26 protein-coding genes and 1 pseudogene are annotated in these 26,306 nt (G+C 62.8%); 15 read left to right on the top strand and 12 right to left on the bottom strand.

Annotated features, from left to right (window positions below; all coding sequences use genetic code 11):
* Positions 1-145 precede the first annotated feature (145 nt).
* Positions 146-550: pseudogene (locus tag AC1DKQ_RS21515) on the top strand (ParB/RepB/Spo0J family partition protein); the annotation flags it as partial.
* Positions 551-975: 425 nt separating this feature from the next.
* Here the strand turns inward: AC1DKQ_RS21515 and AC1DKQ_RS21510 are convergent.
* Together AC1DKQ_RS21510 and AC1DKQ_RS21505 are read right to left on the bottom strand one after the other, a co-directional pair.
* The gene (locus AC1DKQ_RS21510) at positions 976-3,162 is read right to left on the bottom strand and encodes an AAA family ATPase (protein ID WP_476920161.1); all 2,187 of its coding nucleotides are present in this window, start codon (positions 3,160-3,162) and stop codon (positions 976-978) included.
* Between the two features lie 506 nt (positions 3,163-3,668).
* Positions 3,669-4,508, bottom strand: a complete 840-nt coding sequence (locus AC1DKQ_RS21505) for a sulfurtransferase (RefSeq protein WP_476920160.1) — start codon at positions 4,506-4,508, stop codon at positions 3,669-3,671.
* A 338-nt stretch (positions 4,509-4,846) separates the two neighbouring features.
* On the opposite strand from AC1DKQ_RS21505, the gene AC1DKQ_RS21500 reads away from it, so the two are divergent.
* A complete protein-coding gene (locus AC1DKQ_RS21500) occupies positions 4,847-5,836 on the top strand; it encodes a polyprenyl synthetase family protein (protein ID WP_476920159.1) in 990 nt (329 codons plus the stop codon).
* Positions 5,836-6,831, top strand: a complete 996-nt coding sequence (locus AC1DKQ_RS21495) for a LacI family DNA-binding transcriptional regulator (RefSeq protein ID WP_476920158.1) — start codon at positions 5,836-5,838, stop codon at positions 6,829-6,831. Before AC1DKQ_RS21500 ends, AC1DKQ_RS21495 begins: the two co-directional genes overlap by 1 nt.
* Positions 6,832-7,170: 339 nt before the next feature.
* On the opposite strand, the gene AC1DKQ_RS21490 is transcribed toward AC1DKQ_RS21495, so the two are convergent.
* From AC1DKQ_RS21490 to AC1DKQ_RS21470, 5 genes are all read right to left on the bottom strand, one after another.
* The gene (locus tag AC1DKQ_RS21490; RefSeq protein WP_476920157.1) at positions 7,171-7,980 is read right to left on the bottom strand and encodes a carbon-nitrogen hydrolase family protein; all 810 of its coding nucleotides are present in this window, start codon (positions 7,978-7,980) and stop codon (positions 7,171-7,173) included.
* Positions 7,980-9,146, bottom strand: a complete 1,167-nt coding sequence (locus AC1DKQ_RS21485) for a M24 family metallopeptidase (RefSeq protein WP_476920156.1) — start codon at positions 9,144-9,146, stop codon at positions 7,980-7,982. The genes AC1DKQ_RS21490 and AC1DKQ_RS21485 overlap by 1 nt, the downstream gene beginning before the upstream one ends.
* Before the next feature lie 44 nt (positions 9,147-9,190).
* Positions 9,191-10,708, bottom strand: a complete 1,518-nt coding sequence (locus tag AC1DKQ_RS21480) for a cytosine permease (RefSeq protein ID WP_476920155.1) — start codon at positions 10,706-10,708, stop codon at positions 9,191-9,193.
* A 366-nt stretch (positions 10,709-11,074) separates the two neighbouring features.
* Complete coding sequence (locus tag AC1DKQ_RS21475) at positions 11,075-12,388, bottom strand: ABC transporter permease (RefSeq protein WP_476920154.1); 1,314 nt, start codon at positions 12,386-12,388, stop codon at positions 11,075-11,077.
* Between the two features lie 5 nt (positions 12,389-12,393).
* A complete protein-coding gene (locus AC1DKQ_RS21470; RefSeq protein WP_476920153.1) occupies positions 12,394-13,326 on the bottom strand; it encodes an ABC transporter ATP-binding protein in 933 nt (310 codons plus the stop codon).
* Between the two features lie 306 nt (positions 13,327-13,632).
* Between AC1DKQ_RS21470 and AC1DKQ_RS21465 the strand changes: the two genes are divergently transcribed.
* The 5 genes from AC1DKQ_RS21465 to AC1DKQ_RS21445 all read left to right on the top strand — a co-directional run bounded on the left by AC1DKQ_RS21465 (position 13,633) and on the right by AC1DKQ_RS21445 (position 15,888).
* Complete coding sequence (locus tag AC1DKQ_RS21465) at positions 13,633-13,908, top strand: glutaredoxin family protein (protein WP_476920152.1); 276 nt, start codon at positions 13,633-13,635, stop codon at positions 13,906-13,908.
* The gene (gene ssb / locus AC1DKQ_RS21460; protein WP_476920151.1) at positions 13,905-14,417 is read left to right on the top strand and encodes a single-stranded DNA-binding protein; all 513 of its coding nucleotides are present in this window, start codon (positions 13,905-13,907) and stop codon (positions 14,415-14,417) included. The genes AC1DKQ_RS21465 and ssb overlap by 4 nt, the downstream gene beginning before the upstream one ends.
* Before the next feature lie 179 nt (positions 14,418-14,596).
* The gene (locus tag AC1DKQ_RS21455) at positions 14,597-14,854 is read left to right on the top strand and encodes a ParB family protein (RefSeq protein ID WP_028278114.1); all 258 of its coding nucleotides are present in this window, start codon (positions 14,597-14,599) and stop codon (positions 14,852-14,854) included.
* A complete protein-coding gene (locus AC1DKQ_RS21450; protein ID WP_476920150.1) occupies positions 14,854-15,138 on the top strand; it encodes a helix-turn-helix domain-containing protein in 285 nt (94 codons plus the stop codon). The genes AC1DKQ_RS21455 and AC1DKQ_RS21450 overlap by 1 nt, the downstream gene beginning before the upstream one ends.
* A 45-nt stretch (positions 15,139-15,183) precedes the next feature.
* Entirely contained in the window at positions 15,184-15,888 is a 705-nt protein-coding gene (locus tag AC1DKQ_RS21445) for an SOS response-associated peptidase (RefSeq protein WP_476920149.1), read from the top strand.
* Between the two features lie 209 nt (positions 15,889-16,097).
* Here the strand turns inward: AC1DKQ_RS21445 and AC1DKQ_RS21440 are convergent, their stop codons facing one another.
* Positions 16,098-16,418: a hypothetical protein gene (locus tag AC1DKQ_RS21440; protein ID WP_476920148.1), complete on the bottom strand. Its 321-nt coding sequence runs from the start codon at positions 16,416-16,418 to the stop codon at positions 16,098-16,100.
* Between the two features lie 210 nt (positions 16,419-16,628).
* On the opposite strand from AC1DKQ_RS21440, the gene AC1DKQ_RS21435 reads away from it, so the two are divergent.
* From AC1DKQ_RS21435 to AC1DKQ_RS21415, 5 genes are all read left to right on the top strand, one after another.
* Positions 16,629-17,018, top strand: a complete 390-nt coding sequence (locus AC1DKQ_RS21435) for a MobC family plasmid mobilization relaxosome protein (RefSeq protein ID WP_476920147.1) — start codon at positions 16,629-16,631, stop codon at positions 17,016-17,018.
* A 3-nt stretch (positions 17,019-17,021) separates the two neighbouring features.
* Complete coding sequence (locus AC1DKQ_RS21430; protein ID WP_476920146.1) at positions 17,022-18,665, top strand: relaxase/mobilization nuclease domain-containing protein; 1,644 nt, start codon at positions 17,022-17,024, stop codon at positions 18,663-18,665.
* A gap of 32 nt (positions 18,666-18,697) precedes the next feature.
* Positions 18,698-19,894: a hypothetical protein gene (locus tag AC1DKQ_RS21425; RefSeq protein WP_476920145.1), complete on the top strand. Its 1,197-nt coding sequence runs from the start codon at positions 18,698-18,700 to the stop codon at positions 19,892-19,894.
* Positions 19,895-20,017: 123 nt separating this feature from the next.
* Entirely contained in the window at positions 20,018-20,227 is a 210-nt protein-coding gene (locus AC1DKQ_RS21420) for a hypothetical protein (RefSeq protein ID WP_476851022.1), read from the top strand.
* Positions 20,228-20,448: 221 nt separating this feature from the next.
* Entirely contained in the window at positions 20,449-21,495 is a 1,047-nt protein-coding gene (locus tag AC1DKQ_RS21415) for a PDDEXK nuclease domain-containing protein (protein ID WP_476920144.1), read from the top strand.
* Here AC1DKQ_RS21415 and AC1DKQ_RS21410 read toward each other — a convergent pair.
* Positions 21,393-21,887 carry a flavin reductase family protein gene (locus AC1DKQ_RS21410; protein ID WP_476920143.1) on the bottom strand — a complete coding sequence of 165 codons (495 nt, stop codon included), beginning with the start codon at positions 21,885-21,887 and terminating at the stop codon, positions 21,393-21,395. The two genes, AC1DKQ_RS21415 and AC1DKQ_RS21410, sit on opposite strands and share 103 nt — an antisense overlap.
* 64 nt (positions 21,888-21,951) lie before the next feature.
* Complete coding sequence (locus AC1DKQ_RS21405; RefSeq protein WP_476920142.1) at positions 21,952-23,844, bottom strand: transketolase; 1,893 nt, start codon at positions 23,842-23,844, stop codon at positions 21,952-21,954.
* Between the two features lie 243 nt (positions 23,845-24,087).
* Between AC1DKQ_RS21405 and AC1DKQ_RS21400 the strand changes: the two genes are divergently transcribed.
* Both AC1DKQ_RS21400 and AC1DKQ_RS21395 read left to right on the top strand, forming a co-directional pair.
* Complete coding sequence (locus AC1DKQ_RS21400) at positions 24,088-24,285, top strand: hypothetical protein (protein WP_476920141.1); 198 nt, start codon at positions 24,088-24,090, stop codon at positions 24,283-24,285.
* Between the two features lie 228 nt (positions 24,286-24,513).
* Positions 24,514-24,816 carry a DUF4193 domain-containing protein gene (locus AC1DKQ_RS21395; protein WP_243178671.1) on the top strand — a complete coding sequence of 101 codons (303 nt, stop codon included), beginning with the start codon at positions 24,514-24,516 and terminating at the stop codon, positions 24,814-24,816.
* Between the two features lie 163 nt (positions 24,817-24,979).
* Here AC1DKQ_RS21395 and AC1DKQ_RS21390 read toward each other — a convergent pair whose 3' ends face one another.
* Together AC1DKQ_RS21390 and AC1DKQ_RS21385 are read right to left on the bottom strand one after the other, a co-directional pair.
* The gene (locus AC1DKQ_RS21390) at positions 24,980-25,306 is read right to left on the bottom strand and encodes a hypothetical protein (RefSeq protein ID WP_476920140.1); all 327 of its coding nucleotides are present in this window, start codon (positions 25,304-25,306) and stop codon (positions 24,980-24,982) included.
* A gap of 274 nt (positions 25,307-25,580) precedes the next feature.
* The gene (locus AC1DKQ_RS21385) at positions 25,581-25,733 is read right to left on the bottom strand and encodes a hypothetical protein (RefSeq protein ID WP_476920139.1); all 153 of its coding nucleotides are present in this window, start codon (positions 25,731-25,733) and stop codon (positions 25,581-25,583) included.
* Between the last annotated feature and the right edge of the window lie 573 nt (positions 25,734-26,306).

Raw genomic sequence — 26,306 nt, 5'->3', positions numbered from 1 at the left:
TGCAAAGCCAGTGACGATCCGCGCCGCGTCCGGGCCCTCTCCGCGTCTGCTCCGCTCGTGGTCCTCTCGGCCTGTTTCATCTTCATGATGACGGGCAGGAGCGGCGGCCGTCTGCCAGCGCGGTGCACTTGAAAAGTGCAGAGAAGCCACGAAGGTCAGGCGCGAGTTCGTGAAGACCCTGCTGTCGCGGAAGACCGCGCCGAAGGGCTGGCAGTACTTCACCGTCCACGCCATCACCCACGACCCCGAAGCCGCCAGCGGCTACGACGGCAAGGTCGCCACCGAGATGATCGGTGCCAAGACCGGCGAGGACACCGACCGGTGGGGCTGGAACCCGCTCCGGGACCACACCGCTAAGACCACAGCCCGGCCCGAGTTCTCCCTCATCGCCCTGATCTGCGCCGGGTATGAAAAGACCATCCAGAAGGACTCATGGCGGTCCGCCGAGAAGCGGCACTTCCACTACCTGAACCAGCTCACCGCCTGGGGCTACACCGCCAGCGCCGTCGAGAAAATCATCCTCGACAAGCACACCACCGACACCGAGTAACCGGACAGTGCGCCGGGCGGCTGTACCCCAGAGGCAGCCGCCCGGCCCACTCACCCCAGCAAGGGCCAGGAACCTTCCAGAAGTGGGGCGGTCCGCCGCCCAGGGCGAACCACAGCAGCCACTCACCCCAGCAAGGGCCAGGAACCTTCCAGAAGTGGGGCGGTCCGCCGCCCAGGGCGAACCACAGCAGCCACTCACCAGCGCCGGACCGCCATTAACCGCGACAACGCGGCCGGCACTCCACCACCCGCGCGACTAGGAACAACGAGGTACCAGGCCGCGGCAGCACCACAACCCATTCAGCTAAGCTGAACCACAGATTTCCTTTGCAGAGGGAAACAGGAAGGGCCGGCACATATGTGCCGGCCCTTCCGCATTACATCAGGAGTGTGGCGTGGTCGGGATCGTGAACCGCGGCGCGTCAGTTAGGCCGCAGCCTCGTCCTCGTCCTCCGAATCCCCGTCCTCCGCAAACGCGCCGTTCACCAGCGCGGTGCACGCAGCGATGACGTACTCCGGAACAGCGTCGAAGTCTCTTGGATTGAGCTGCATCACATACTCGTTTTCGATGTGATAGGTCTCGTTGACGAACTTCGTAAAGACTTTGTCCCCCTTCAGTGCGATGGGGTTTAGCTCGGACATGATTCTAAAGAGTTGCACCTTTTCATAGCCCACGTCCGTAGCGTCAAACTTGGCCTTCAGGGCAACGGCATCCTTGAGCTCCGAAAGGATCCGCGCGTAGTCAAAGCTGGGGATGTGCTCTTTGACGGCCTCGGTAGCTTCGAGGATGCCTGTTTCTGTGAGTGGCGTCTGCTGGGTTCCCGTCTTTTGTGTCGGGACCTCCCGCAGATGAAGCAGGCTCGACAGGAGGTCGTACTCACCGCCGCGGGAACCGTGCACCTCGAACCGGCGTCGCAGGTAGATGCACTTGATGGCATCATCGCTGGCTGACGAAATATTGGAGTCGCATACCTGCGAGAACGTATTGATGTCGTTGGCCTCGATGGGCTTCTCGCTCACCAGACCTGCCCGGCCGCTAAGGAAGTGCACAGCAGGATCTGCCGCCGTGAACTGACCCGACGTTCCGGTCAGCACGATGTCTACGGCCGGTTCGATATCGTGAGTAAGAAGAAGCGATGTTACATCGCGGAGACTGTTCTTACCGTGGAACAGCTGGTGGAGGATTGCGAACTTCTTCGTCTTATCGAAGCTGGAGATCGGATCGTCCAGCACAACCAGGTCCGGTTGCTCCCGATTTACATGATGCATGAACAACACGAGCGCAAAGGCGTTCTTCTCGCCATAGCTCAAATGACTCGACGCAGACTCGAGATGTCCGGGAGCGTCCTTGTGTTCCAGGAGCATGCGATATGAATCCCCAGTGGCCTCAATCCGGACAGAGTACTGATAGCCCGCGGAACTGAGGAACTCATTTATCGATGCTTGATTGACCTGAATTAGGTTGGCAACCCTCCTCTTCTGTTCTGAAATGCTGCGTCGAACATCGATGATCTGGATCGCAACTTCGTCAAGCTTCGCGTTTATCAGGTCTACGACCAACGTAGTTGCGTCCGAATTGAGTGCATGCAGTAGGGACAGATCGACCTTGAGGTCTTTTAGGACGGCCCCCACATCTTTTTCGTCTCGCAGGGCATGAAACGACAGTCCTTGCAGCGCGGAAAGCTTTAGGAGGAGCGTCTCCACCTGCCCTCGCAAAGTGGCAAGGAAGAGGCCCTCCTCCGGTGTGATTTCAGTGAGGGATGTCGTCAAGGCTTCCAGCTGCTTTAGGTAGCCGGGCTCAAAGTAGCGGCCTAGCTTATCTATGGCGTTCCGCAGCGCACTCATGTTCTTGACCGCGGCGGACTCGTATTCCGCAGATACCTGGGTTGCAGTGGCCTTGTCCACACTCTGGACCGAGCAGAACGGGCAGTTTTCGGAGAGGTCGAGGAACGCCTTCCCCTTCGATTGCCAGGTGATCCAACCCGCTGGATCACTGCTTTGCAGAAAACCTGTGTAGCCCTGTAGCGGCGCAGGAATGTTCTTGAGCTTGCCGCCAACTCCCAGGGCTTTGAATCCTCGGCTGGTCTTTGCGACGACACCTGTCTTTGTAACGTTGAAAGCATCACGCAGCTCAGTGAAGCTGATCAGAGCTTCGTTGAACTCTGTCTGCTGCGCAAACGTCTCCTTCAGAGACTGGAACATGGACTCGATCTTTTCGAGTCCCTGCTTGTAGTCGTCTGTGTTGATGAAAATCTCGAAGCTGTTTTTGAGTACCTCGTCAGGCTGGAACACAAACTGCGATACGTAAGCATCGTTGAAAGTCAGCACGCTGTTAATCTCTTCAGCGCCTTCTACGACCGGTCGTGGGCCGTCGGCTTTTGCCCTGTACTTGAAGGGGGTCAGTTCATCTAGGTTTCCCCCCTCGGTACGTAGAGTGAGCGCTCGAGCGATCGTGCTCTTGCCGAGGCCGTTGGGCCCGTACTTGATGTTTAGAGATGACCGGCGAAGGGAGATATTCGCCTCGCCAATACTGTTGCAATCCTTGATCCTGATTTGATAATCAGCTGGCACGTTTGGTTCCACTTTCACAGTGTCAATCTCGGGCTCAGTCATGGCCCACCCCCTATATATTTCATGACGATCTGCTTGATCTGCCATTCCGGCTCGTGGTTCAAGTTCGACGATTTGCGCCGCACTTGAACTTTCTATGAAACATACCGGGTTTTAGGAATGTGGCATTTGGCCGCGCCGGGGTGAAATCACTGTTCAGACAATCCGGGTCTCGCTGCGCGTCCCACCGTGTACCTGGATCCACGGTGCACGGTGCTGGGGCCCGGACTCCCTGTGTGGATAGCCTCCTGAACTCATTGGTTCCAGTGTCAAAAAGGACTCTTATCGAATATCACATGGTCGAAAATCTGACGTTGATGAGTTTTGACCTGTTTTGCTCGGGATCGGCGCCCTTATGGTGTGACTTTGGGCGGTAAGTGGCGGCGTTTTCACAGGGCTATGGCGCATGGTGCAGCCCGGAAGGGGATCCTTTACCGGCCAGACTGCAAGGGTCTTCTCTTCGGGTGGAGGTCGTAGTCTCGGCCCGAGCAGGCATCGTAGGTCGGTTGTCAGCCCAGCTCGGCTCGGCGGCGAGGCTCGGCTCCGTACTCTGACCACCCGCCTGCGTAGAGACGGCCGCGGCCGAGTCCTGCATGCTCGAGAGCGAGAAGGTTGTGGCAGGCCGTGACGCCTGAGCCACAGTAGGAGATGACGGCAGTCGCGTCTTCGATCCCAACCTTCGCAAACGCTCGTCGGACCTCTGCGATCGGGCGCAGGCGTCCATCAGAGGCGAGGTTCCCACGGCACGGGACGTTCACTGCGCCGGGGATGTGTCCGGCTTGGGGATCGGTGGGCAGCTGGAAGCTTCCGTCGAAGCGGTCGGCATTGCGGGCGTCGACAATGATCCCGGCAGCCCCTGCCGTGATGTCCGCAAGCTGGGCGAGACGGGCCTCGGGCCACGGAGACGGCGTGAAGGTCGCGGACGTCGGCTTCACGGGCGTTGTCTCCAGCGGTCCCGTCCATGCGGCAATCCCGCCGTCGAGCAACGCCGCCCGATGCCCGAGCGCACGCAGCATCCACACGAGCCGCGCGGCGATGACTCCTCCCGCGTCGTCGTAGGCGATGACGGTCGTGTCGTCGCCGATTCCCAGGGAAGACATTCCATGTGCGAACACTTCAGAGCCGGGAAGCGGGTTCAGCCCGTGTGGTCCCGAACTGCCCGACAGCCATGCGTCCAGGTCCACGAACACCGCATCTGGAAGATGCCCGCCGTCGTACGCTGCACGGCCCGACGCACCGTCGAGGTACCAGCGAACATCAGCGGTGACAACTTTGCTTCGGTGCGCCTCGAGCCACGCGGCATCAATAAAGGGTGGAAGATCTACTTGGGTTATCCGGCTGTCGTCCATACAGTGCAGGCTAAATGATGTGTCCATAATTCGAGCAAAAATGTTCCATGATGTGGACATCCCACAGAGGATGCGCCGCACCACTGCAGGCGCCCGTAAGCCGGTCCTCAAGCGACGGCAGCAGGGCTACACGCTTCAGTCTTCCAGGAGCACGGGATTGCGAGCGTGTGGATTCCCGTGAGACCCGCCCGCAAAACTGCCCTATTCGCAACGGTCAAGAATGACGGTTTTCGACGCTCCCAAACTGGTTTGGCGGCTCGCAGACTGGGGGAATCATCTCTTGACGGGTAGATGCCATAATTAGAGAAACGTTTCTTCGCCCGACTTATGGAGCCCCGTTGCAGATTTTGGAAGTGGATAGTCTGAACATCGAGGTCCGAGACTTGGTGCGGCGGTATGCGGCAAACACTGGTCAAGCTCTCCTTGACGATGCCCTGGTTTCTGCTGCTGGAGCGGGAAAGATGCTTCGGTCTGGCCTCGTCCTCGATGTTGGCGCTGCTCTAGGTTTGGGAACATGTGAGCAGTTGGTCGCTGCAGCGGCGGCTGTCGAATTGCTACACGTCGCTTCCCTGGTGCACGACGATCTGATCGATGGCGCGGAGTTCCGCAGGGACGTGCCGGCCGTGCACGTTGCGGTGGGTGCCGGCAATAGCATTCTGGCCGGGGACTTGCTGCTGGCTCGGGGGATGAATTTGGCGCAGCAGGCCGGTCATCTTTCGGCGGCCGTCTGGCAGTCGGCATTTGAGCAACTGACGCTTGGGCAGCTTGCCGAATCGCAGCTGTCACTGCGCTCAGCCGAAGACGAGTTCCTCGGGTATATCTCCCTGAAGACAGCGGCACTTTTCGGTGCCAGCTGCCAGATGGGAGCAATTGTCGCGGGAGCGCCCTTGTCGACCGTGGAGCACGCCCGGTCGTTCGGCTGGAATTTCGGGATGGCATTCCAGCTGCTTGATGACCTGCTCGATATTCTGGGTGATCCCGTGGCGCTTGGTAAGCCGGTCGAAACTGACCTGCTCAATGGTGTGTATGGTGTCGTCGCATTGAAGACCATGGCAGGGGAGGGACGCCATTTGGAAGATGCTCTCGCTGCCCGTCAGTTCAATGCGGCGTACGCACTGTTGCGGACTCCGGCCACTATTGGGTATTCACTTTCCTTGATCGAGAAGTTCGTTGATGATGCCATGGCCTCTCTGCATCAGGCGCTTGGGGCAGGCAGCGCCGAGCCTCTGGTGGCTTGGATGCGGCAGTACCTCAAATCGGCATTCACAGACGGAACGGCAGAAAAGTATCGGTCTTTGCTACCCAGGCATTGGAGAAGGGAACCCTGATGTCCACCAGAGTTACGATCAGGCATGTGGCCAAGGCGGCCGGCGTATCAGTCACGACGGTCTCTGATTCGCTGAGCGGCAAAGGCCGGTTGCCGGAGGAGACCCGGAAAAGAGTTCTCCAGACAGCCAGGGACTTGGGGTACCAGGCGAGTTCTGCCGCGAAGAGCTTGGCCTCGGGCCGGACTGGCATCATTATGATGTCCATCGCTGCGCCGGGGACGGCGGTTACGTCAATGTGGAATGTTGAATTCTTCGTCCGTGTCATGAGCGCCGCCTCGGAGGTTGCCTCAGCTAAGGGGTACGCCTTGGCTATGGCGCCGATCGGCGAATGGGAGGGGTCCTCGAGGCTGCCCTACGACGGGGCAATAGTGGTGGATCCGGTCAAGGAAAATGCGCTGGTTCAGCGTGCTCTCGTGGACGGTCGGCCGTTGGTCACCGTCGGAAGGCTCGACTCCGAATCTACGAGCTGCGTCGACAACGATTTTTCCGTCATTGTGCCGGAGGTCTTGGATCATTTGTGGCAGCAGGGAGCCAGGCACCCGGCGCTGATTTCCAGCCCTGTCAGTGCGTCATATGCGGCCGACTGTGTTGAGGCGTACGGGACCTGGTGCAGCGCGCATTCGGTGGAGCCACTGATCGAGGTCGTTTCGGGCAGCCTTTCAGAGGACACGGGACGCCAGGCTGCGGTCAAACTGCTGAGCAGGGCACAAGCTCCTGACGCAATTTTCGCAACACTGGACCGGTTGGCACTTGGCGCCTCGATGGCGGCAACAACGGCGCGGGCCCCCATGATCGTGAGCCTGGGTGATAGCTCAGCGGCAGCGGGCGCGTCGGTGCCTCTGACCGCCGTCGAATTGAACCCGTTCGAGATTGGGCGCGCAGCGGCGGAAATGCTGATTGCTCAGATTGAGGGTCAGCAGGACATTAGAAGCGTGACAGTGCCGGCCCATCTCGTCGTCAGGGCCAGTACCGGCGCCGGTGCGCGGTCCAGCTAATTTTCATCGGGGCAGCCGCTCCGCGCGGAACTCGTCGTGCTCTATGGTTCGTCCATATGCGACGTCCGGGCTCACGGCAACCGTGAAGGCAGTGGGTTCGTGGCGGACCACTTTCACCCCGTGTTGGCCTTTTCGCCTTGCGTGGTCCTGTGCCGCGGCCACAGCCTCGTTTAACTTCTGTTCAATTGTTTGTGGTGTGAAGGCCCGGATGTAGGTCACGTGTCCGTTGTCGGGCGATGTCATATCAATTACCTCCGTGGGGGCCGGGGGCCGTCCCTGAGGGGTTCACGTTGTCAGGGACGGTCACCAAGTGCGATGTTGTTGTGCGCTGTCAAACGACTAATAGAGTTCTGGCCGGAGGTGCTTCAAATAGTCCACGGCGTCGGCGGGGTCTGCACCGATAGCTACAGAGCCAGTGAAGGTTTCGTCCCCTGGTCCTGCCTGGCCGAGGACGGTCCCGTCGGGGCCGATGATTCGGGATCCGCCAACGAAGTCAAAGGGTCCCTCGGACCCGGGGCGGTTTACGTAGATGTGGGGGAGTCTGTTGTCCAGGGCGCGCGCCCTGCCGGCGAGTTCGTGGTCTCCGTAGTAGGGGTCCATATTGGCCGCGATGGACACAATCACGTCGGCGCCGTCCACAGCCAGTTTGCGTGCCGGTTCGGCGAGTTCTATATCGAAACAGATCAGTGGGGCGACAGTCAGTTCTCCGAGCTTTACGCACCGCAGATTCCCGCCCGGAGTGAACGCTTCCGCCTCCCCGTCGAAGAGGTGGGTCTTCCGGTAGATGCCGGCTATCGCGCCAGTGTCGTCGATCATCAGCATCGAGTTGTACGGGCGCGGTCCGGCCTGTTCGATGAATCCAACGATCAGGGCCGTACGGTGTTGACTGCATGCGTTTCTCAGCACCGTTACAGGCTGGCTTTCGGGCGCTAACTGCAGTTCCCAAAGGTCAATGGTGGTGTAACCGGTCAGGAACAGTTCTGGGAAGATGACCAGTTCAGCGTCTGGGTGTTCTTCGAGAATGCTGAGAACGCGGTGTACATTCTCATCGATCCGGCGAGGAACCGGCTCCTGCTGAGCCAGGACGACGCGGAGGGAGATCGGATCGGTGCGGGCTGTGCCCGCGGGAGAATGTACACCGCGCGACATTAGACCAGCTCCAGCCCGTAGCCGGCCGGTGACAGGCGGCGGACGCCGTCGGACTGGACCAGGTAGTTGTCCTCGAGTTTCAGGAGCATGAATTCGCCGTCGACTTCGATCCCGGTTTCGGGTTCGAGCGAGATGACGCTGTTCTCCACAATGACCTGGTCGCGGTCAAAGAGGCCGTGGCGGTAAATCGTGGGCAGTTCGCAGGCCCGCAGCCCGACGCCGTGTCCGATGGCGTAGGGCGTTGTGGGCAGTCCTTCGCTGGCCAGGTAGCTGTTCACCGCTTCGTCCACTTTGGACACGAGGACGCCTGGTTTGGCCGTTTCTTCGGCGATGCGGTGGGCGTTCAGGAGCTTTTCGTAGACGGCACGGATCTCGGGCCGGGCTTCACCGCCGACGAAGCCGGTCCGGGCGATGTCGGATGCGTAGCCGTGCTGGCCGTAGACGCCAATGTCGAAGAAATAGGGGTCGCCGTCGCGCAGTACGCTTCCTTCCGCGAACCATCCCCCGTTGCCGCGGCGGTGGTTGCACAGGGAGTGGCTCAGGAACTCCGGACCTGACTCCTGGAGCTTGCCCATGACGGCAGCCAAGATGTCGTGGTCCGTTGCGCCCGGGACGGCTGCGGCGATGCCGGCTTCGGCTCCGATGGAGTTCACGATGCTGGCGTCTTCGAGCAGGATGATTTCATCCGGGGTCTTTCGGATTCTGATGTCGTACAGTTCTTGGCCGACCGAGACGAATGCTGTCTTCGGGAGACCGGCCTGGAGTCGGCCGAGGATGGCGGGATCGATGAGTTCGATACCGACCTTGGTGGCTCCCTTAAGTGCCGAGGCCAGTCCCCGTGTCCACGTTTCGGGATGGCCGACGACCGGCGCCCAAGAGGGCATCGCGTGGATGGCGGTAATCCACGGAAGATCGGGCACGGGGTTCGCTTGGGTCTCGGCCACCCAGGGGGTGAATATTTCGGCGTTTCCGTCCCTGTCGATGACGGCCGCGAACCAGTCGAATGCTTCGGCGATGATCTGGGTGCGGTAGTCCGTCGCGTAGCGGATGTGGTCGAACCCGGTCAGGAGCAGGTGGGAGAGTTGGTTGCGTTGCATGAGCTCGGCGACTGCCGTGCGGCGGTCCTGGCGGAGCCGGTCGATGTTGATGGTGGACCAGTTGTACATGATTTTTCCTTCTCAGATGGGGGGTGGGTTTGGGGTTCAGGGTGTCAGGCCGTGAAGGTCTCGATGGGGGCAGGCTTGATGTGCTTGCGTCCGAGCAGGTAGTAGAGGGCACCTGCGACGACGGTGCTGGAAAGCCAGGACAGGTCTGTGCCGCCGAGGGCGACCGCAATGGGCCCCTCCACTCCGGGGATGCCGGTCTGGAGGAAGAGCCAGCCTGCGAAGAGCCCTGCTGCCAGCGAGATCATTCCCGGCCAGTTGACGTCATTGCTCCACCTGGGGGAGAGCGGGCTGTACAGCTCAGGTACCTTGATCCGTTGGCGCCGCAGGATGAAGAAATCGACCAGAGTGATGGCGGCCCAGGGCGAAATCCAGACGACGAGGACGCTCATCCATTGGGAGGCGGAGTTCGCGAAGTTCTCTGATTGAAGGAACAGCCACAGCACAAGCGATCCGACGATGCCGCCGCCGAGGGCAATCTTCCATTGGCGGGCCTTGATGTCCAGGGACAGCACGGCCAGGACCGAGGAATACATCACGACAATGTTCGTGGCAATCGGTCCATGGAGGATCAGAACGAGGATCGGCAGAGCCAGGGCACCAAATGCGGCCAGCACCAGTTCGGCGGGATCCGTTCCGCCGCCGGCCGAGGCAATATAAGCGCCCAGGAAACCCAGCCACACGACCGGCACAAACATGCCGAACGTTGCAGACAGGAACACCTTGCGGGCCGGCAGAGTGGGGCGGGTGAAACGGGTGAAATCCGCAGCGTACACGAACCAGGTGATGCCCCACCCGATGCCGATTGCGGTCATCACCTGGCTCATGGCCGCAATCTTGTCGCTTCCGGTCAGAGTCCCCGGAGCGAAGTTCGGATGGACATTTAGCGACGCCACCACCGTCATGACCAGCATGACGACAAGGATCACCGGCATCGTCCAACGCTCGAACTTCTTGATGGCGTTGAAGCCCCACGCAGCCAGCACGACCTGGATGGTCATGATGACCGCGGCGATCGAGTATCTCACTGCATCGCTGGGCTGGACTCCTACTTGCGCCAGAGCGGTCATCGCGAGATCCAGGACGATCCACGTATTGACGCCCACCCAGCCCATCGGCATTAGAACCATGACGGCCGCCACCACTTTGGCGCCCCGTCGCCCAAGCACGAGACGCGCCAGCATCATGGCGTTTACCCCGGTCCTGTGGCCCATCAGGCAGAACAGCCCGAACAAGGCTGATCCAAGAGTGTTGCCCACAAGGATGACCAGGAGTGTTTCGCCCAAGCTCAATCCCAGACCAAGTCCAACCGTTCCAAGAACCCAGTTGATCGGGGCCAGATTGGCGCCGGCCCAGATCCAGAACTGGTCCGCACTCCCGGATGTCCGGTCCCTGAACGGAATCGGAGCGACGTTATGATCTTCGACCAAGGACTCCGGGCTGGGGGAGCCTTGCGGCTCCGTATCTACTATCGAGGCCTCATTAGTCAATGGGGCCACCTCCAAAATGTTAGTGAGCTCCGAGCCGTCGGCCCGGGCAAATCTCGGCCGGAAAATCGAGCGCATCCCCGAATACGCGAGGTGCAGAAACGTTTCTGCAATGACGCGTGCTCCACATCACTTTGAGCATCTGAGTTCTATGATTGCAGAAGCGTTTCTGCTTGTCCACTTAAGTTTGCCCTCTGGTTAGGGCACGCCGTCGGACACTCCCGTCCCACCCATTCAAAAACGACCGTTTCTGACCTGCCCATGGCAAGCCTCCGAAAACGACCCGAATGCCCCAACAGCGGTGGTCAGAACTCGTTTCCGGAAACAAAGCCAGTCAAAACGTGAGCTGCAGGGTTTTTGACGGGTGGGCCATGTGTGCCGGCCACAGTTAGCCGCAGGTGCCTCCCGCGCCCAGCGCGACAGCCGTGTTTCGGCGGGGCGGGGTCATTTACCCGCGGTTACGGTGCGTTTACGGAATGTGCCGGCGATGGAGAGTTTGCCTGAATATTGGATGGATCCGTAGCGGAAGAGGTGCACGGCGAGTCTGAGGATGAGGAAGCCGATGATGAAGAGTTCGGCGATGACGATGGTTGCTTCGACGGGGGAGAGTGTTCCGAAGCCGTTGCGGAGCATGGCTGTTACGGGGGCGGAGAGCGGGAAGTAGGTGAAGATCTGCACGATGGGTGCGTTCGGGTCCGAGATGATGAGGGTCATGGCGTAGAAGGGGACGAAGATCAGCGCCATCAGGGGCCCGAAGATCGTGCCGGCGTCTTTGGCGGTGGGCATGACAGCGCCGATCGCGACCAGGACACCGGTGAAGACGGTGAAGCCGCCCAGCAGCAGCAGTGCCCCGACGATCATGGTGCCGGGTTCGAAGGTCAGGGTCGACAGGTCCAGGTCGGGCATGGCGAGTTTGTCGCGGAAGAAGGCGTATCCGACGGCGATGGGGGTGAGGAAGACCAAGATCTGGACCAGGCCCACCATAAACAGGGCGATGACCTTGCCGATGATCAGCGTGGTCGGGTTCAGGGTCGTGAGGATCATTTCGGTGACCCGGTTTTCTTTCTCTTCCAGGGTGCTGTTGAGCATCTGGTTGGAGAGCAGAATGATCGAGACGTAGAAGATCAGCAGGAACATCAGCGGCGGGACGGCGGATCCGAGGCCGCCGGCGGGCTGGCCGTCCTTGAAGGTCTGGGATTCGGTCTTGACGCCGCCGCTGGCCGCGGCCATCAGTTGCGGGGAGCCGATCGTGGCCTGGGCTGAGGCGGTGAGGAGCTGTTTGGCGACGGCGTCGTACTTGCCGTTGTCAAAGATCCCCTGGTCCTGCCCGTAGACCTTGACCGGCTTGGTGGCGATGTCGGCGGGGTAGGCGAAGTAGGCGTCGGTTGCGCCGTCTTTGACGTCCTGCAGCGCCTTGTCCGGATCGCCGGCGAGCCGGCCGCCCATGGCGGTGGCGATCGCCGGGGTGATGAGTCCGGAGGCGTCGGTGTAGGTGAAGGTCAGGGCCGCGGTCTTCTGGGCGTCGGCGCTGGCCGCGGTGGAGGAGTTGCTCAGGTAGATGAGCGCGAACACGATCGCCATCACCACCGGGATGGCCAGGGTCGCGATCCAGAAGCGGCGTTTTTTCACGGTGCGGGTGAATTCGAACCCGACGACGGTGCCGAGGTTGTGACCGGCGAAGGGGCGCTTCGGCGTGGGCGGCGGGGTGGCCGGTGCCGGGGCGGGGGAGGGGAGCTGCGTGGAGGTTTTCTGTGTCATGGGGTTTATGCCTCCGCCATGTCGTGGGTTTCGCCGTAGACCTTGATGAAGACCTCGTCCAGGGACGTTCTGGCGGTGGTGAAGGACTTCACGGCGACGCCGTGGCCGATGAGCTCGCGCAGGACGGCCGTTTCGTCCCCGCCCGGGCGGGGGGAGAGCTCGGCCTGGCCGCCCTCGGCACGGACGATGTCATACAGGGCCGAGGCGGGCAGGGTCCCGGTGTACGTGAGCCGGTAGACGGTACCGCCGAATTGTTCCTGGACCTCGGAGACGGTGCCGTAGGCGCGGGAGGTGCCGTCCTTGAGCAGGATCACCCGGTCACAGAGGCGTTCGACTTCTTCCATCTGGTGGGTGACCATGATGACGGTTGCGCCGGCGAGTTTCTGGTCTTCGATGATGTCCATGAGCAGGCGCCGGTTGACCGGGTCGAAGCCCTTGGTCGGTTCGTCCAGGATCAGCAGTTCGGGGTCGTTCATGATGGTCACGCCGAGCTGGATTTTCTGCTGCTGCCCGCCGGAGAGCTTATCCAGCCGGGTGGTGGCCTTATCGGCGAGGTCGACCCGTTCCAGGTAGTCCCGGGACCAGGTTTTGGCGCGGGTTTTATCCAGGCCTTTGAGCCGGCCGAAGTAGACCATCACGTCCAGGACGGACTCTTTCTTGTATAGCCCGCGTTCCTCGGGCAGGTACCCGAGCCGGGCCCCGTCCTGCGGGGCGAAGGGCTTGCCGCCGATGTGCAGCGTCCCGGCGGTCGGCTGGTAGATCCCCAGCAGCGCCCGGAGTGTGGTGGTCTTCCCGGACCCGTTGCTGCCGAGGAACCCGAAGGTTTCCCCGGCCCGGACATCGAAGGACAAGTCTTTGATGACCGTAGTGTCTCCGAAGTCCATCCGGAAGTCTTTGATGTGTACCAGCGGCTCGGTGGCCGCGTCCCCCAGCGTCATGGCAACACTCTAACCGGGCGTGCCGGTGCCAGTGAGGAACTGCACCTGAAGCGGAAGCTGGCGGGGGCAGCTGCCTGCCGCGTCCGGAAGCAGATGGTCCACCGCAGCTCCATTCCGGTGACTGGGACAGGGCCGGCTAAACGCCCGGAGATGATGTTTCCACCGCCTTCGCGGTAAGCAAGATGGAGGAAAAATGCCTAGAACTCAGCAAAGTTCGACTATTCATTCAGTTGAATGATTGCTAGAATGGACGTAGCAGGTCAGCCAGACGAACGAAGCCAATTGAGATACGAAACCAGGTGCTGAATGACCCTCATCATCTACACCAAGCCCGCCGGTTGCTTCGGCTGCACGAAGACCAAGCAGAAGTTTACCGACGCCGGCATCGCCTTCACCGAGGTCGACGTGACCACCAACCAGGCCGCTTTCGAGTACATCACCGAGGAGCTCGGCTACTCCCAGGTGCCCGTCGTGGTCTACGACAAGGAGAACAGCGAAGACCACTGGTCCGGGCTGAACCCGGTCAAGATCGCCCGGGTCATCGAGATCGAAGCCGCCGAGCGGCAAGGCGCCCTCAGATGAGCGTCGGAACCGGCGTAACCGTTATCGGCAACCTCACCGCCGACCCTGAGCTGCGGTACACAGGATCCGGGACGGCCGTCGCGAACTTCATCATCGCCTCCACGCCCAGGACCTTCGACGCCAGCACCGGCAGGTGGGTCGACGGGGACACCCTCTTCTTGCCCGCGACGGCATGGCGGAGCGCAGCCGAGCACGCGGCGGTGTCCCTGGCCAAGGGCATGCGCGTGATCGCCACCGGTGCCCTGAAGCAGCGGTCCTACACGACGAAGACGGGGGAGCAGCGCACCGTCGTCGAGCTCGAGGTCGAGGACATCGGCCCGTCCCTGCGCCACACCACCGCGGAGGTCACGCGTACCGGTCCGGGCCCAGAGCAGGACGAGGAGCACCCGCCGGACAGGTTCAGCCTGTCTCCCCGGGACTATGGGGATGAGGATGCTTGGTTCGGTCTCGCAGCCAATCCCACCGGCAACATCGACGTCCCGGCCCCCGAGACCGAGCTGGCCCTCTAGATGGCGCGCATCCCGGCTTTCGGAGAAGGGGTTCAGTTGGCCCGATGTCGTGCTGGCGTTGGCAGGTGTGCTCCGGCTGCTCTTCTGGCCGTCCGGCTCGTCGTGCTGGGCGGGCTCTTAGGAGCCACGCCGGAAGCAAGTATTTATGAGCCGGCACTGCGTGAGGGAAGATCAACGGGATGAAAAAGATCGCGGCATTCACGCCGTATTTCACAGAGGACGAAGCCGGACAGGTCCGTGCGGCGTTCCTGGCAGCCGGCCACCTGGAAGGCGACGCGAGCGTGTCGGACTTCATCGTGCGGGCCACGATGCGGGAAGTGAAGCGGCTGCAGCGCCGCCACAACGCCGGCCGGGCATGGGCCCCTGTCCCGGCCGGTGGACTGCGCCGCGGGCAACGCACCAAAGATGAACTGCAGCACCGGAACGAGGGAACCTGATGATGGCAAGGCGGACCGAGGACACCGACGCGCCGTCGGCGGCTGGGGTGCGGCTGCCCAGGATGCTGACGCTGGATCAGGTGAAGGAGGTCCTGAACGTCAACGCGCCTTTGGTGTATGCGCTGGTGCGCAGCGGGGAGCTGCGGGCCGCGCAGTTCGGCGGCCGGGGCGTCTGGCGGGTCCGGGAAGATGACCTGCTGGCCTACATTGAGGCCGCGTACGAGAAGACCGCGCACCGGATTGCGGCCGGGCAGATCCCCGAGGAATCCGCCACTGAGGACTGACCCGCCTGGGGTTCCCTGGACCCGGTGTTGGGGCAGAATGAAAGCATGTGCGGCAGATACGTGATGTCAAAGGCGACCGGTGATCTCCTGAGTCACTTCGAGGCCAAGGAAGTTGAGGGCAGCCCGCCCCCGCCGAGTTGGAATGTAGCGCCGACGCAGGACGTCCCGATCATCACCGAGAAGCTGGATGAGGACTCCGTGGAGCGCCGGCTGCTGATTGCGCGCTGGGGTCTCGTTCCGTCCTGGGCCAAGGACATCAAGATCGGTTCTAAGCTCATCAATGCGCGGAGTGAATCCATCTTGGACAAGCCCTCGTTCCGCAAAGCAGCGATCACGCGGCGGGCCCTGATCCCGGCCGAGGGATATTACGAGTGGGAGAAAACCGAGGATGGGAAGAAGATCCCGCACTACTTTTATTCCGAGAAGAGTGACCTGCTGGCCTTTGCGGGACTCTACGAGTTCTGGCCCGACCCGTCCCTGCCGGAGGATGACCCGCATCGGTGGTTGCTCAGCTGCACCGTGCTGACCACCACGGCTCACGATTTCCTCGGCCACGTCCACGACCGGGCCCCGGTCATCGTTCCGCCGGAGATGTACGGGGCCTGGCTCAACCCGGGCACCACCGGAAAGAATGATGTGCAGGATCTGTTGGACGCCATGCCCGAACCGGTCCTGACGCCGCGGGTGGTGACGGACCGGGTGAACAGCGTCCGCAACAACGGTCCCGAACTCCTCGATCCGCCCACCTGAATCCGCCCGGCCTCCCCTTCGGGGCAGCAGGGAACACGTCGAGGCAAGACAACGCTGATTGGCCGCCACCCAAAGGTGACGGCCAATCAGTGGGTGCGGTGCACCGGCTTGCGGGTGTTCTTTGTGGTCCTTGGCTGAAGAAAGCCGGCCCTGACCTGGGGTGGGCTGGGCGCCCGGTCTTGGACCATGGGGAAGGGCCCGGCCGCTCCTTAGGACTGTGTGGGCGCGGTGTCCAGGATGTCGCCGTGCGGGGGAGTGGACGCCTGGCCTGCGGTCGCTGAGGCGGAGGTTTTTCGCCGGCGGGTGACGGCCCCTGGTTCGAGTCCGAGCTTCTTCAGCTCCTCGGTGCTCCACCCGTCCTTGGTGGCCCGGACGTATGAGCGCTTGTCGTCGCGTTCAGCATCCGCGAGTTGTTCCTTGAGGTCAGCGACCCGTTGCCGGGCCTTGACCAGCTGCGTGACGGATTCGATGCGCGAGTCGAGCAGCGCGCGGGCCTGGTTACGTGTCTTTTCAATGTCGAGGTTCGCCATGCCTCCACCCTAACCACCACATCCCCGGATCCACGGGATGAACCGCCGCGCAGACAGCGATCCGGAAAAGCGCCGGAGCAAGCTATACATTTACACGGGTGTAAATGGCGTGTCGCTCACGGGCCTGCGGCGGTTTGCTTGGCACACTCGTTGGTGTGGTCCCCGGTTTTGGGGTCGCTGCGCTGGGCTTTCAAGAAGACGGGGGAGTGCGTGACTGAGCAGAACGAGTCCCGTCCGCGCCTGTCCAAGCGCCGTCGTGAAAATTCGCCGGCGGGGACGAAGAAGCGCCGGGAGGTGTGGGTGACCGCCGGGGAAGAGGCTGCGCTGGTTGCCCGGGCTGCCCGGGAGAAGGTTACGGTCCCGAACCTGCTGATCACCGCGGCCCTGTCCGAGACAGCTGAGACGCCGACGGAGCGGAAGGCGGCGATGGCGGAACTGATGGCTCTGCATACGCTCCTGGGGCGGGTGTCGAACAACGTGAACCAGATCGCCCGGCACGCGAACGCTGGGGATGAGTTCCCGCAGGATGCGAAGGCTGCGCTGGCTTATGTGCGCGAGGTCGCGATGCGGATTGACCGGACCATTGAGGGGCTGATGTAGCCGATGATTCCCAACATCACCCGCGGCTCGAGGATGTCCGGGCTGCTGCTGTATCTGGCATCGACCGATGCTGACAAGACGAAGAACTCCCACACCGATCCGCACCTGGTTGCCGGGGATGCGGCGATCATGGCTTGGTACGACGACGGCGTCTTGGACCGCGATGATGCCGTGGCGATTGCGAAGCATCTGGACCAGCCCCGGAAGTCGTTTGGCGTCGAGATCGTACAGAAGGATTTCCGCTGGGATGCGGCATCGAAACAGCGTGTGGAGAACGGCCACAAAGCGGCTGATGTCTGGCATTGCTCGCTGAGCCTTCGCGCCGAAGAGGGCGCGCTGACGGATCAGCAGTGGGGCGACATTGCCAACGACTTTGTCGACGCCATGGGCTTCACCGAAGCGGGCGGCAAAGCCCAGTGCCGGTGGGCCGCGATCAACCACGGCACGTCCGAGAACGGTAACCACCACATCCACATCGCGGTGTCCCTGGTCCGCGAGGACGGCACTAAAGCCTCCACCCACGGTGACTACAAAAAGGCGCAGGAAACCTGCCGCGAGCTGGAGGTCAAGTACGGGCTGGAAGAACTCTCCACGGTGCACGCCACCCGCGGCTATGACCGTGCCGAGAAGGCCACCGCGAGCCGGGACGACCGCGAGATGCACCGCTCATCCCTGGCAAGGAAAGTGCGCGCCAGCGCCAGCGCCTCCGGGACCGAAGCGGAGTTCGTCCGCCGGGCCCGCGACACCGGCCTGCTCGTGCGTCCGCGCTACGCGAAGAACACCACCGACGTCGTGGTCGGCTACTCCGTGGCCGAACGCCCCACCCGGGGCGAACGTCCTATCTGGTTCGGCGGCGGGACCCTAGCCTCCGACCTGAAACTCGGTGCCCTCCGGGAAGAATGGCCAGACACCCCGCAGCTGGCAACGGAAGCCGCAGCGGAATGGAACGCGGCCGCCCGCAACAAGCGCACGGTCTCCAGGACCGGCCCCGAGAACTCAACACCGCCGGCAGAAATGTGGGTGGAATACACCCGCAACGCGGCCGCCCTGGCCGACCAGCTGCGCACCATTCCACGTGATGATCACGCGACCTGGGCGAAAGCTGCACGGGATGTCGCAGGGGCGTTCGCGGCATGGTCGTACCGGCTTGAACCGACCCCCGGTCCGCTGGCGGCCACCGCCGCTGAACTGTCTCGCACCGCGCAGCTGCGCGCACCACGCCAGCACAGCAAACCTGTGCCGCTGCCGTCGATTGCCGGTACGGCCATGTTGTTCATGGCCGCGTCGAGCAAGGACAAGACGGCCGCCCAAACCGCACTCATGGTGCAGCTGATCAACACCGCCTTCGCCGTGTATGAAATGCACGCCCAGTCCGGGCGGAGCCGTGAGGCCCAGCGCATCCGGTCCGTGGTCGAAGAGCGCTTGGCTCCGTTCACCGGCACCATGCCCAAGGCCGTTTTGGTCGGTGCCGGGCAGCAGCCGGCCCCCACGGCTGGAGTGGCGCCGTGTGCGATCGATATCGCCCGGCGCGGCATGGTCCCCATCCGTCCCGGATCAGTACTGCCCACAACGCCAACACCGGGGGCGACCCCGGCCAAGACCTACCAGCCCAGCCGGCGCGACTCCGGGTCGGGGCTCGACCGATAACGACCAACACCACCAACTGCAAGGGGAACAGCATGAGTGAATCAGACGGAATGGATGACGTCCTGGACGGCGGTCTTCGGCAGTCGCTGATGATCGCCTCACGCGTTGCCGAAACCCTGGCCCGGAGGCGGCAGGAGAGCCAGCGCCAGCAGGAACACCAGGACACTCAGACAGCACATGAGGCCCGGGCACGCCTCGACGCCGAACGCAGCGTCGCGCACGGAGCGCTGGCACCCGTGGCGAAAGACCAATGGTGGGACAAGGCACAGCCTCGAGACATCGCCACGGCCCACGCCGTCGCAGAAGGGTGGAAGGACCATGACCCGGCCGCCCTGGCAGCATCAGGGAAAATCCGCACCGAAGTCCTCACCCGCTATGGCATCGACACCCGCGACGTGGGCACGGATGCCGCGTACCTGGAATCGGGAATCGAAATCATCAGCGCTGAACAGGCGCGCCGTGCAGCAGTGGCGGAGCACCGGAAGGGCATGGCGCTCATCGCCGCGGCACAGGCCGAAGAACTCCGCGCAAAGGCCGTCAAGCTGGCCCTGGAAATGGAGCGGCACCAGGTGCCCGTCGAATACCTGAACAGCCCCGCACTGTCGGCGGCGCTGCAGAGCGCACACGACGCTGCGACGCCCGCGGCCATCGAAGCTGCCGACACCGCGGTGAAGGAACGCCTGTACCTGATCGGCAAAGACGGCATCAACGGTCCCACCATCGAGAAGCTGCGCGAAGAAACCACGGCGAACTTCACCGGGGCCGGCGAGGACCACTTCAACGACTCCAGGTTCGTGGATGCCGCCAAGGAATGGCACGACGCGAAACTCCTTGCCGAGGGAGGATTCACGGGTTCCCGGGAGCAGCCGCTGGAACAACGCTACGAACGCACCGAAGCGGACCTCTTCGCGCGCATCGCCGAGCTCGGCCGCGAGCTGGAGGGCAGGGTCACCGGCGACGACAGCGAACGGCTGAAGGTCCAGGGCGGGAAGGCCGAAACCGGCTCGGCCGCAGAATATGGTTCCGCCGATCATCACCAGGCGTTCGCCGTCACCCTCTCCGGCACCGCCAGCGAGGAACGCGTCAAGGGACGCCTTGCCGCTGCCCGGAGCGAGGGCACGCACCCTAGCGCCGCACTCGTCAGCGGCAAAGATCCGGCGAAGGCGCGGAAAACAATCAGGGGCGCAGCAATGGGGGCCCAGAAAACCCGGAACGGCCCCAGCCGCTAGTGGCTCCCTGCTGCCGCGCCAGCAGACGTGCCAGACCGGTACCGGTCAAGAGGATCGAACCCGACTCGTGCCGGGGGCGGGCGGCAACACCTGTGGCCATACACGATGGAAGGAGTCGCCGGCATGGAACACCCGGAGGAACCGGAACGCCGGCCTGATCCTGAGCTGGCGTCAGATGAGGCCGTCATCCGCGAGGCCCTGCAGCTGCTTCACGAACTCGATGACACCCCTCCACAGCAGATGACGGCATTGTTCTATCAGCACTGGTTCGAACAGCTGAGTATGACAACCCGTGACCTGCTTCGTGTCCTTGGCCATGACCCCGACGCCTGAGGTCAGACACGGTCACTCGGGTGGCCCTGCCGGTCAGTTGCGGGGGGCGCCGTCCGCCCGCCCGGCGAGCCCCGCAACGTTCCTAATAGTCCAGAGTTCTCTGGACTATTAGGAACCGACACGGGTCGGAACCGCCCCAGCGTCAATTGTCCAGAGAACTCTGGACAATTAGCTACAGCCTCGATCCGGCTCCTGTCGGGGGGAACAGTTAGGGTGGGGGCGTGCCCACAATTGAGCCTGACCTGCCCAGCAGCTATGCCGGAACCCTCGCATCCCTGAAGACACTGGTTGCTTCCGCCCAACTACGTGCACAGCAAGCGGCGAACAGCGCGATGGTCGAAATGTATTGGGCCATTGGAGCAACGATCCTGCAGCAACAGGCGCAGGAACCGTGGGGGACTAAAGTGCTGCAGCGCCTCGCGGCAGATTTAAAGACGTCCTTCCCGAACATGCGCGGTTTTTCCCGATCGAACCTCTTCTACATGCGGTCGTTCGCCGCCGCCTGGGACTTGTCACAGGCAGAAGTCCGCGGCAGAGTCGGTGTGCTTCCATGGAGACACATTGTTGAGCTGCTCAAGCTCAAGGACCCCGAGCTCCGCGACTGGTACGCCGAATCGGCTGTAGAACACAATTGGAAGCTTGAAGTCCTTGAGCATCAAATCGCCACAGGACTCCACCGACGCCTCGGGGCCGCTCCAAACAACCTCGAGGCACGTCTGCCCGGCGACGGGGCTGATCTGGCCAGGCATGTCGCCAAAGACCCCTTGGTACTTGATTTTCTCGGTCTGACGTCAGAGGCTCAGGAACTGGCCATCGAACAGGCCATGACACAGCGCATGTCCCAAACGCTGGCAGAGTTCGGCCGGGGGTTTGCTTTCTATGGCCGCCAGTATCACCTCGATGTAGAGGGCGAGAACTTCTACATCGACCTCCTCCTGGTACACGTACCCACCAACAGATTTGTGGTCGTGGAGATTAAGGCAGGAAAATTCAGGCCGGAACACCTGGGACAGCTCAACTTTTATGTCGCGGCCGTGAACAAACTGGTCAGGTTCCCGGGCATGGCCCCAACGGTGGGGATCCTTGTTTGCAGTTCAAAACACGAACCCACGGTCAGGTACGCACTGGACGGCTCATCCCAGCCTGTCGCCGTCAGCTCGTACACCTATGACTCCCTTCCGCCGGAGGAGCGAGCCGCGCTGCCATCCCCGGAGGCGATCACTGCGGCGCTCGAGCAAGGAACAGTGGCCGATTCCGGCGGGATGTAACCGCCCGGGTGGCCGACCGTCGTTAGCAGGGGCGGAGGCCTGCGAATACGTGGTTTTGGAAGACGAGGGGATCTCTGGTGTTCTCTGTTTAATCCGAGGACACGGGCCAGGACGAAGTCGTGATCGCCTACCCTGGTGACGTTCTCGATCTGGCATTCCATGGATGCAACCGAACCAGAGACCAGCGGGGCACCGAACTCCCCTTGGGTCCAGAAGCGTCCGTCGAAGCGGTCTGCTTCTTTCTTGCCGACTATGCGGCAGAACTGTGTCTGGGTTGTGATACCGAGCACCGTGGCTTTGTTCAGCTGTGGCCAGCTCGTGGATTCTTGGTGGACGAAGAAGCCGACAAGGCAGGGGTCCGCGGAAATGAAGACGAATGATCCGACGATCATGGCGGCGCGTTCACCTGTGAGTTCGGGCTGGTTTCGGGGGTGTTAATCCTGGGGAGCCGCGCCTTCAAGACCGGTGCGGGTTTGGCCCGACCAGGCGCCGGGCGGCCTCGGCGATATGTTCGGCGTCGATGCCTGCCCAGGCGAGGAGTTCCTGCCCGGTTCCGGATCCGGGCATGCCGTGCACGGCGAGGTGTGTGATGGACAGGTCGCTCGGCGGTGCCGTGAGCAGGGCGTCCTTGACCGCTAATCCCAGGCCTCCCTCGGGGCGGTGGTCTTCGGCGATGATGACGCGGCCCTGTGTCTCGCCGGCGGCGGTGAGCAGTGATTCTGCGTCTATGGGCTTGATGGAGTAGCAGTCGATGACGCGGGCCCGGATTCCGTCGGCGTCGAGGATGTCTGCCGCCTTGAGCGCTTCATGAAGGGTGACCCCTGCCCCGACGAGGGTGACGTCGTCGTTGCCGGAGGACCGCAGGAGCTTGGAACCGCCGACCGGGAACTGCTCGGAGGCGCTGTACAGGACTGGGTAGGCGCCGCGGGTGGTCCGGAGATAGCAGATGCCGGAAGTTTCCGCCATGCGCTGCACCAGGGCGGCCGTGCTGGTGGCGTCGGCAGGGTAGAGGACGGTCGAACCATGCACGGCCCGGATCATCGCCAGGTCTTCCAGCGCCATCTGTGAGGGGCCGTCGGCGCCGATCTCGACGCCGGAGTGCGAGCCGCACAGGCGAAGATCGGCGCCCGTGATGGACCCCATGCGGATGAAGTCGTAGGCGCGCGTGAGGAAGGCCGCGAAGGTCGAGGCGAAGGCTTTATATCCCCGGACGCTCAGGCCCGTGGCGGCGGCGATGAGCTGCTGCTCGGCGATGTACATCTCGAAGAACCGGTCGGGGAATGCTTTCGCGAATTCGTCGGAATGGGTCGAATTGCTGACCTCACCGTCCAGGGCAACAACGGTGGGATCGTTCGCCCCGAGTGCTGCCAAAGCGTCGCCGTAGGCTTTTCGCGTGGCGACCTTTTCGCCCAATTTATAGCTGGGGAAGGTTGCGCCGGGGGCGTCGATGCGTGCTTTTGACCTCTCTTCCGGAAGAGGGCCGCGCAAGGTCAGCATCCTTTGACCGCCGAGTTCTGCAATAGCCTTCTCGGCCATATCGGGCGGTAGGGGTTTCCCGTGCCAATCGGGCCTGTCTTCGATCTGTGGGAAGCCTTTGGCCTTGATGGTCTTGGCGAGGATGACAACGGGCTTGCCTTCAGGTGCTTTTGCCGCAGTGGAAAAAGCCGTGTCAATCATGTCGAGATCGTGGCCGTCGATGATGATGGCCTGGGCGCCGAAAGCCTGGACCCGGCGGGCATAGGACTCCATGTCCCAGCCGAGTTCGGTCTCGCCCCGCTGTCCCAGCCGGTTTACGTCAACGACGGTGACCAGGTTGGTCAGGCCATAGTGGGAGGCCTTGTCCAGGGCCTCCCAGATGGAACCTTCCGCCATTTCGCTGTCGCCACACAGCACCCACACCAGGTAGGGGAGCCGATCCAGGTATTTCCCTGCGAGGGCCACCCCGACGCCGTCCGGAAGTCCCTGCCCCAGCGATCCCGTCGCGAAATCTACCCACGGCAGTGCCGGCGTCGGATGTCCCTGCAGGCGCTGGCCGAACCGGCGGTAGCCGGTCATGAGCTCATCATCGGAGACGACGCCGACGGCCTTGAAGACCGAATACAGCAGGGGAGAGGCATGGCCTTTGGAGAAGATCAGGTGATCATTGGTGTCCAGGTCCGCGTTGTCCCAGTCGTAGCGCAGATGACGGCTGATCAGGACAGCCAGCAAATCCGCGGCCGACATGCTCGACGTAGGATGACCGGATCCGGCAGACGTGCTGGACCGGATGGAATCCACCCGGAGCTGCGCAGCGAGTTCAGCGACCCGTGAGAGGTCCTCGCCGACGTTTTCATGGTTTGCCGCGGGCATGGCGGTGTCCTTCGTCGATGGAACTTGCCGGATCCCTGCAGGGTCTCGCCGGAGGGAAAGTAAGTCAAGACTCTCCGCCCAACACCGGCGGGCCCTCCCGGCCCGGAAGCGGCGGTGCACCCACGCAGATCGATCCCCCTGACAGGCCGCGCTGCCATCCCTCCCGCCATGCGGTCAGGGCAGCGCCACCCAGAGTGCAGTCAACGGGCCACTGCGCCATCAAGCCCAATACCGGCAAGCTCAATGCCGGAGCACCCCGGTCGTGCGCCGCTGCCCCGCAACACCGTCAAACCCAACTTCTACGCCGGCCTGATCGGCAATGGACTGCAACGTGACCGGCGCAGCGAAGCCATCGGCATCCGCCTCCGCAAGGCCAGGAACGACCGCAATAAACGGTACAGCCTGGGACGCCCCACCTCCCTGGCCGTCTGCCTGCGATAAACTCCCCGTCAACCAACAAACATCCCCAGAGGGCATCGTCGCGGCCCTGGAACGGACCGAACCCGACGCGGATGCCGAAGCCCCAACGCCTGGGGCGCCTCTCAGCCAACCGGCGTTCCGCCGGGCGCCCGGACCCGGCCGGCCGGTCCCCCCGGCAAAGGGAATACCCGGGCGATGGTGTATGTTGCAGTTCCGTCAGAGAAGAACACCAGAAAGAGACACACCTCAGTGGCAACTGATTACGACGAAGTACGTTCCGACGTCAAGGAATCCCAGGACCGGTCCCTGGAAGCGCTGCAGTCCGCCAGCGCACCCGATGCCCGCAGTGTCGTCCGCGAACTGGACGAAGCCGACGCACTGGATGAGGCCATGACCCCCGGCGGGGAGTTCGTTGCCGAGGAACTCATCGTCCAGGTCATTCCCCAGGCCAAAGACGAGTTCACCTGCTACTCCTGCTTCCTGGTCCGGCACCGGTCCCAGCTCGCCCGCGAACGGGACGGCCACCCGTACTGCATCGAGTGCGCGGGATAAGACATGCCGCAAGCTACCCGGTCGCGCAAGGTAGCGATGCTTCTAGTTCAACGCGCTCTCTCGCACCGCATGCTCCGCGCGCCCTGCAGGACAGCAGATTCAGGCACACAGGCCCAGGCTGTGAGCCAAGGGCACGGCCAACCCACGTAGCCAGTGGGGCGGGTCAGGCTGCCAGGACTGGCGACAGGGCCGCGGACACCGCGGTGTTGTGCGTCAGGAGGCTGATTTGATAGTCACGCTGGCGGGGGTCCACGTGCACCGGCAGATGATGCGACTTTGCACACGCACGAAGCTCTCCCATGGCGTCGGAGTCAGTCTGTGCACGCGTCACATCGAGTTCCAGCGACAGCCCTGAGGCGAGCGAGCCGGCGCGCTGGACCACACCGTAGAGGCCATGGACGTTCTGAACCGTCACGTGACCCTGGACCTTGACGTGGGCCTTGGCGCCATCGAGGTCCACACGGACCAGCACCCGCAGCTTCTCGTTCACACAGTTCTCCGCTCTAAAACGGGGCCACCACGCTGTGGCCCCCGACAACGATAGACGCAATGTGACCTGGATAACAAGAAATCAACCTGAACGGGGCTCAACCGTGCGGACGGCTGACGGCCGCGGCGCGCACGGCCATTAAGGACCCCGGGGCAGCGCACGGGCGCTTTCGTCCAGGTTCCGGGCGGCGAGGACAGCTTGAGGTGCGGCCTGAGGTGCCCAACCAAGCCCGGCCAATGGCTCGGGCGAAGAACAGCCACAACTGCGCGGGTCATCACCCACCCTCTTCGCCGCGGACGAGCCTGCCTTTGATCTTGCGGATCAGGCCGAGCTGCTGGGCGCCTTCACGCAGCAGGAGCCCGGGCACGGTCTGGTCCTCGCGGTTGCCTTTGCCGATCCAGTCCCGGACCCGGTCGAGTTCGGTCATTGCCTCATGGACCTCGGCCGGCGGCCGCCATCCTCGCAGCGGTGAGGGCTAGGCCTCGGGCCCGATGCGGCGGGCGAGCCAGCGGTAAGGAGCCATCGCCTCGGCGACTCCCTTTCCACCAGTGCCTGCCCGTCAAGGCCTGCCCCGGCCAGGTAGGAGCGGAACTCGCGGCGGATGCCCGGAGGCAGCCGATGCATCAGTTCTTGGAGCACTCACTGGCTGCCGGGATCCGGCCCGTTGACAGCAACGGACGGGAAGAGCAGTGCCAATTCGTGATTGATGGCAGCGATGTCCAGCTGCGCCGGCGCTGCGTTTCCGCCTCCTTCTGTCAGATTGGGATCCAAGACCGGCAACCGGTGGGGTGCAGGAGACGCCCGCTGGACCCTAATCTGACAATATTTGGTTGGCCGCCTGACGTCAGTCTGGGGTGTTCCCTAACTGGACGTAAAGCGGCTGGTGGGGCAGGTTAGGGCAACATGACCCCGTTCCCTGCGGTGCCGTTCGCCACAACTTTGATCAGGCTGGTCCTACCGCGTTCTCAGCTGGATCGAGTAGTTCGAAATTGAATATGCA

The sequence above is a fragment of the Arthrobacter sp. 05L421 genome (assembly GCF_056397785.1).
The sequence above is the reverse complement of the archived record's forward strand: the minus strand, read 5'-3'. Positions and strand labels throughout refer to the sequence as shown.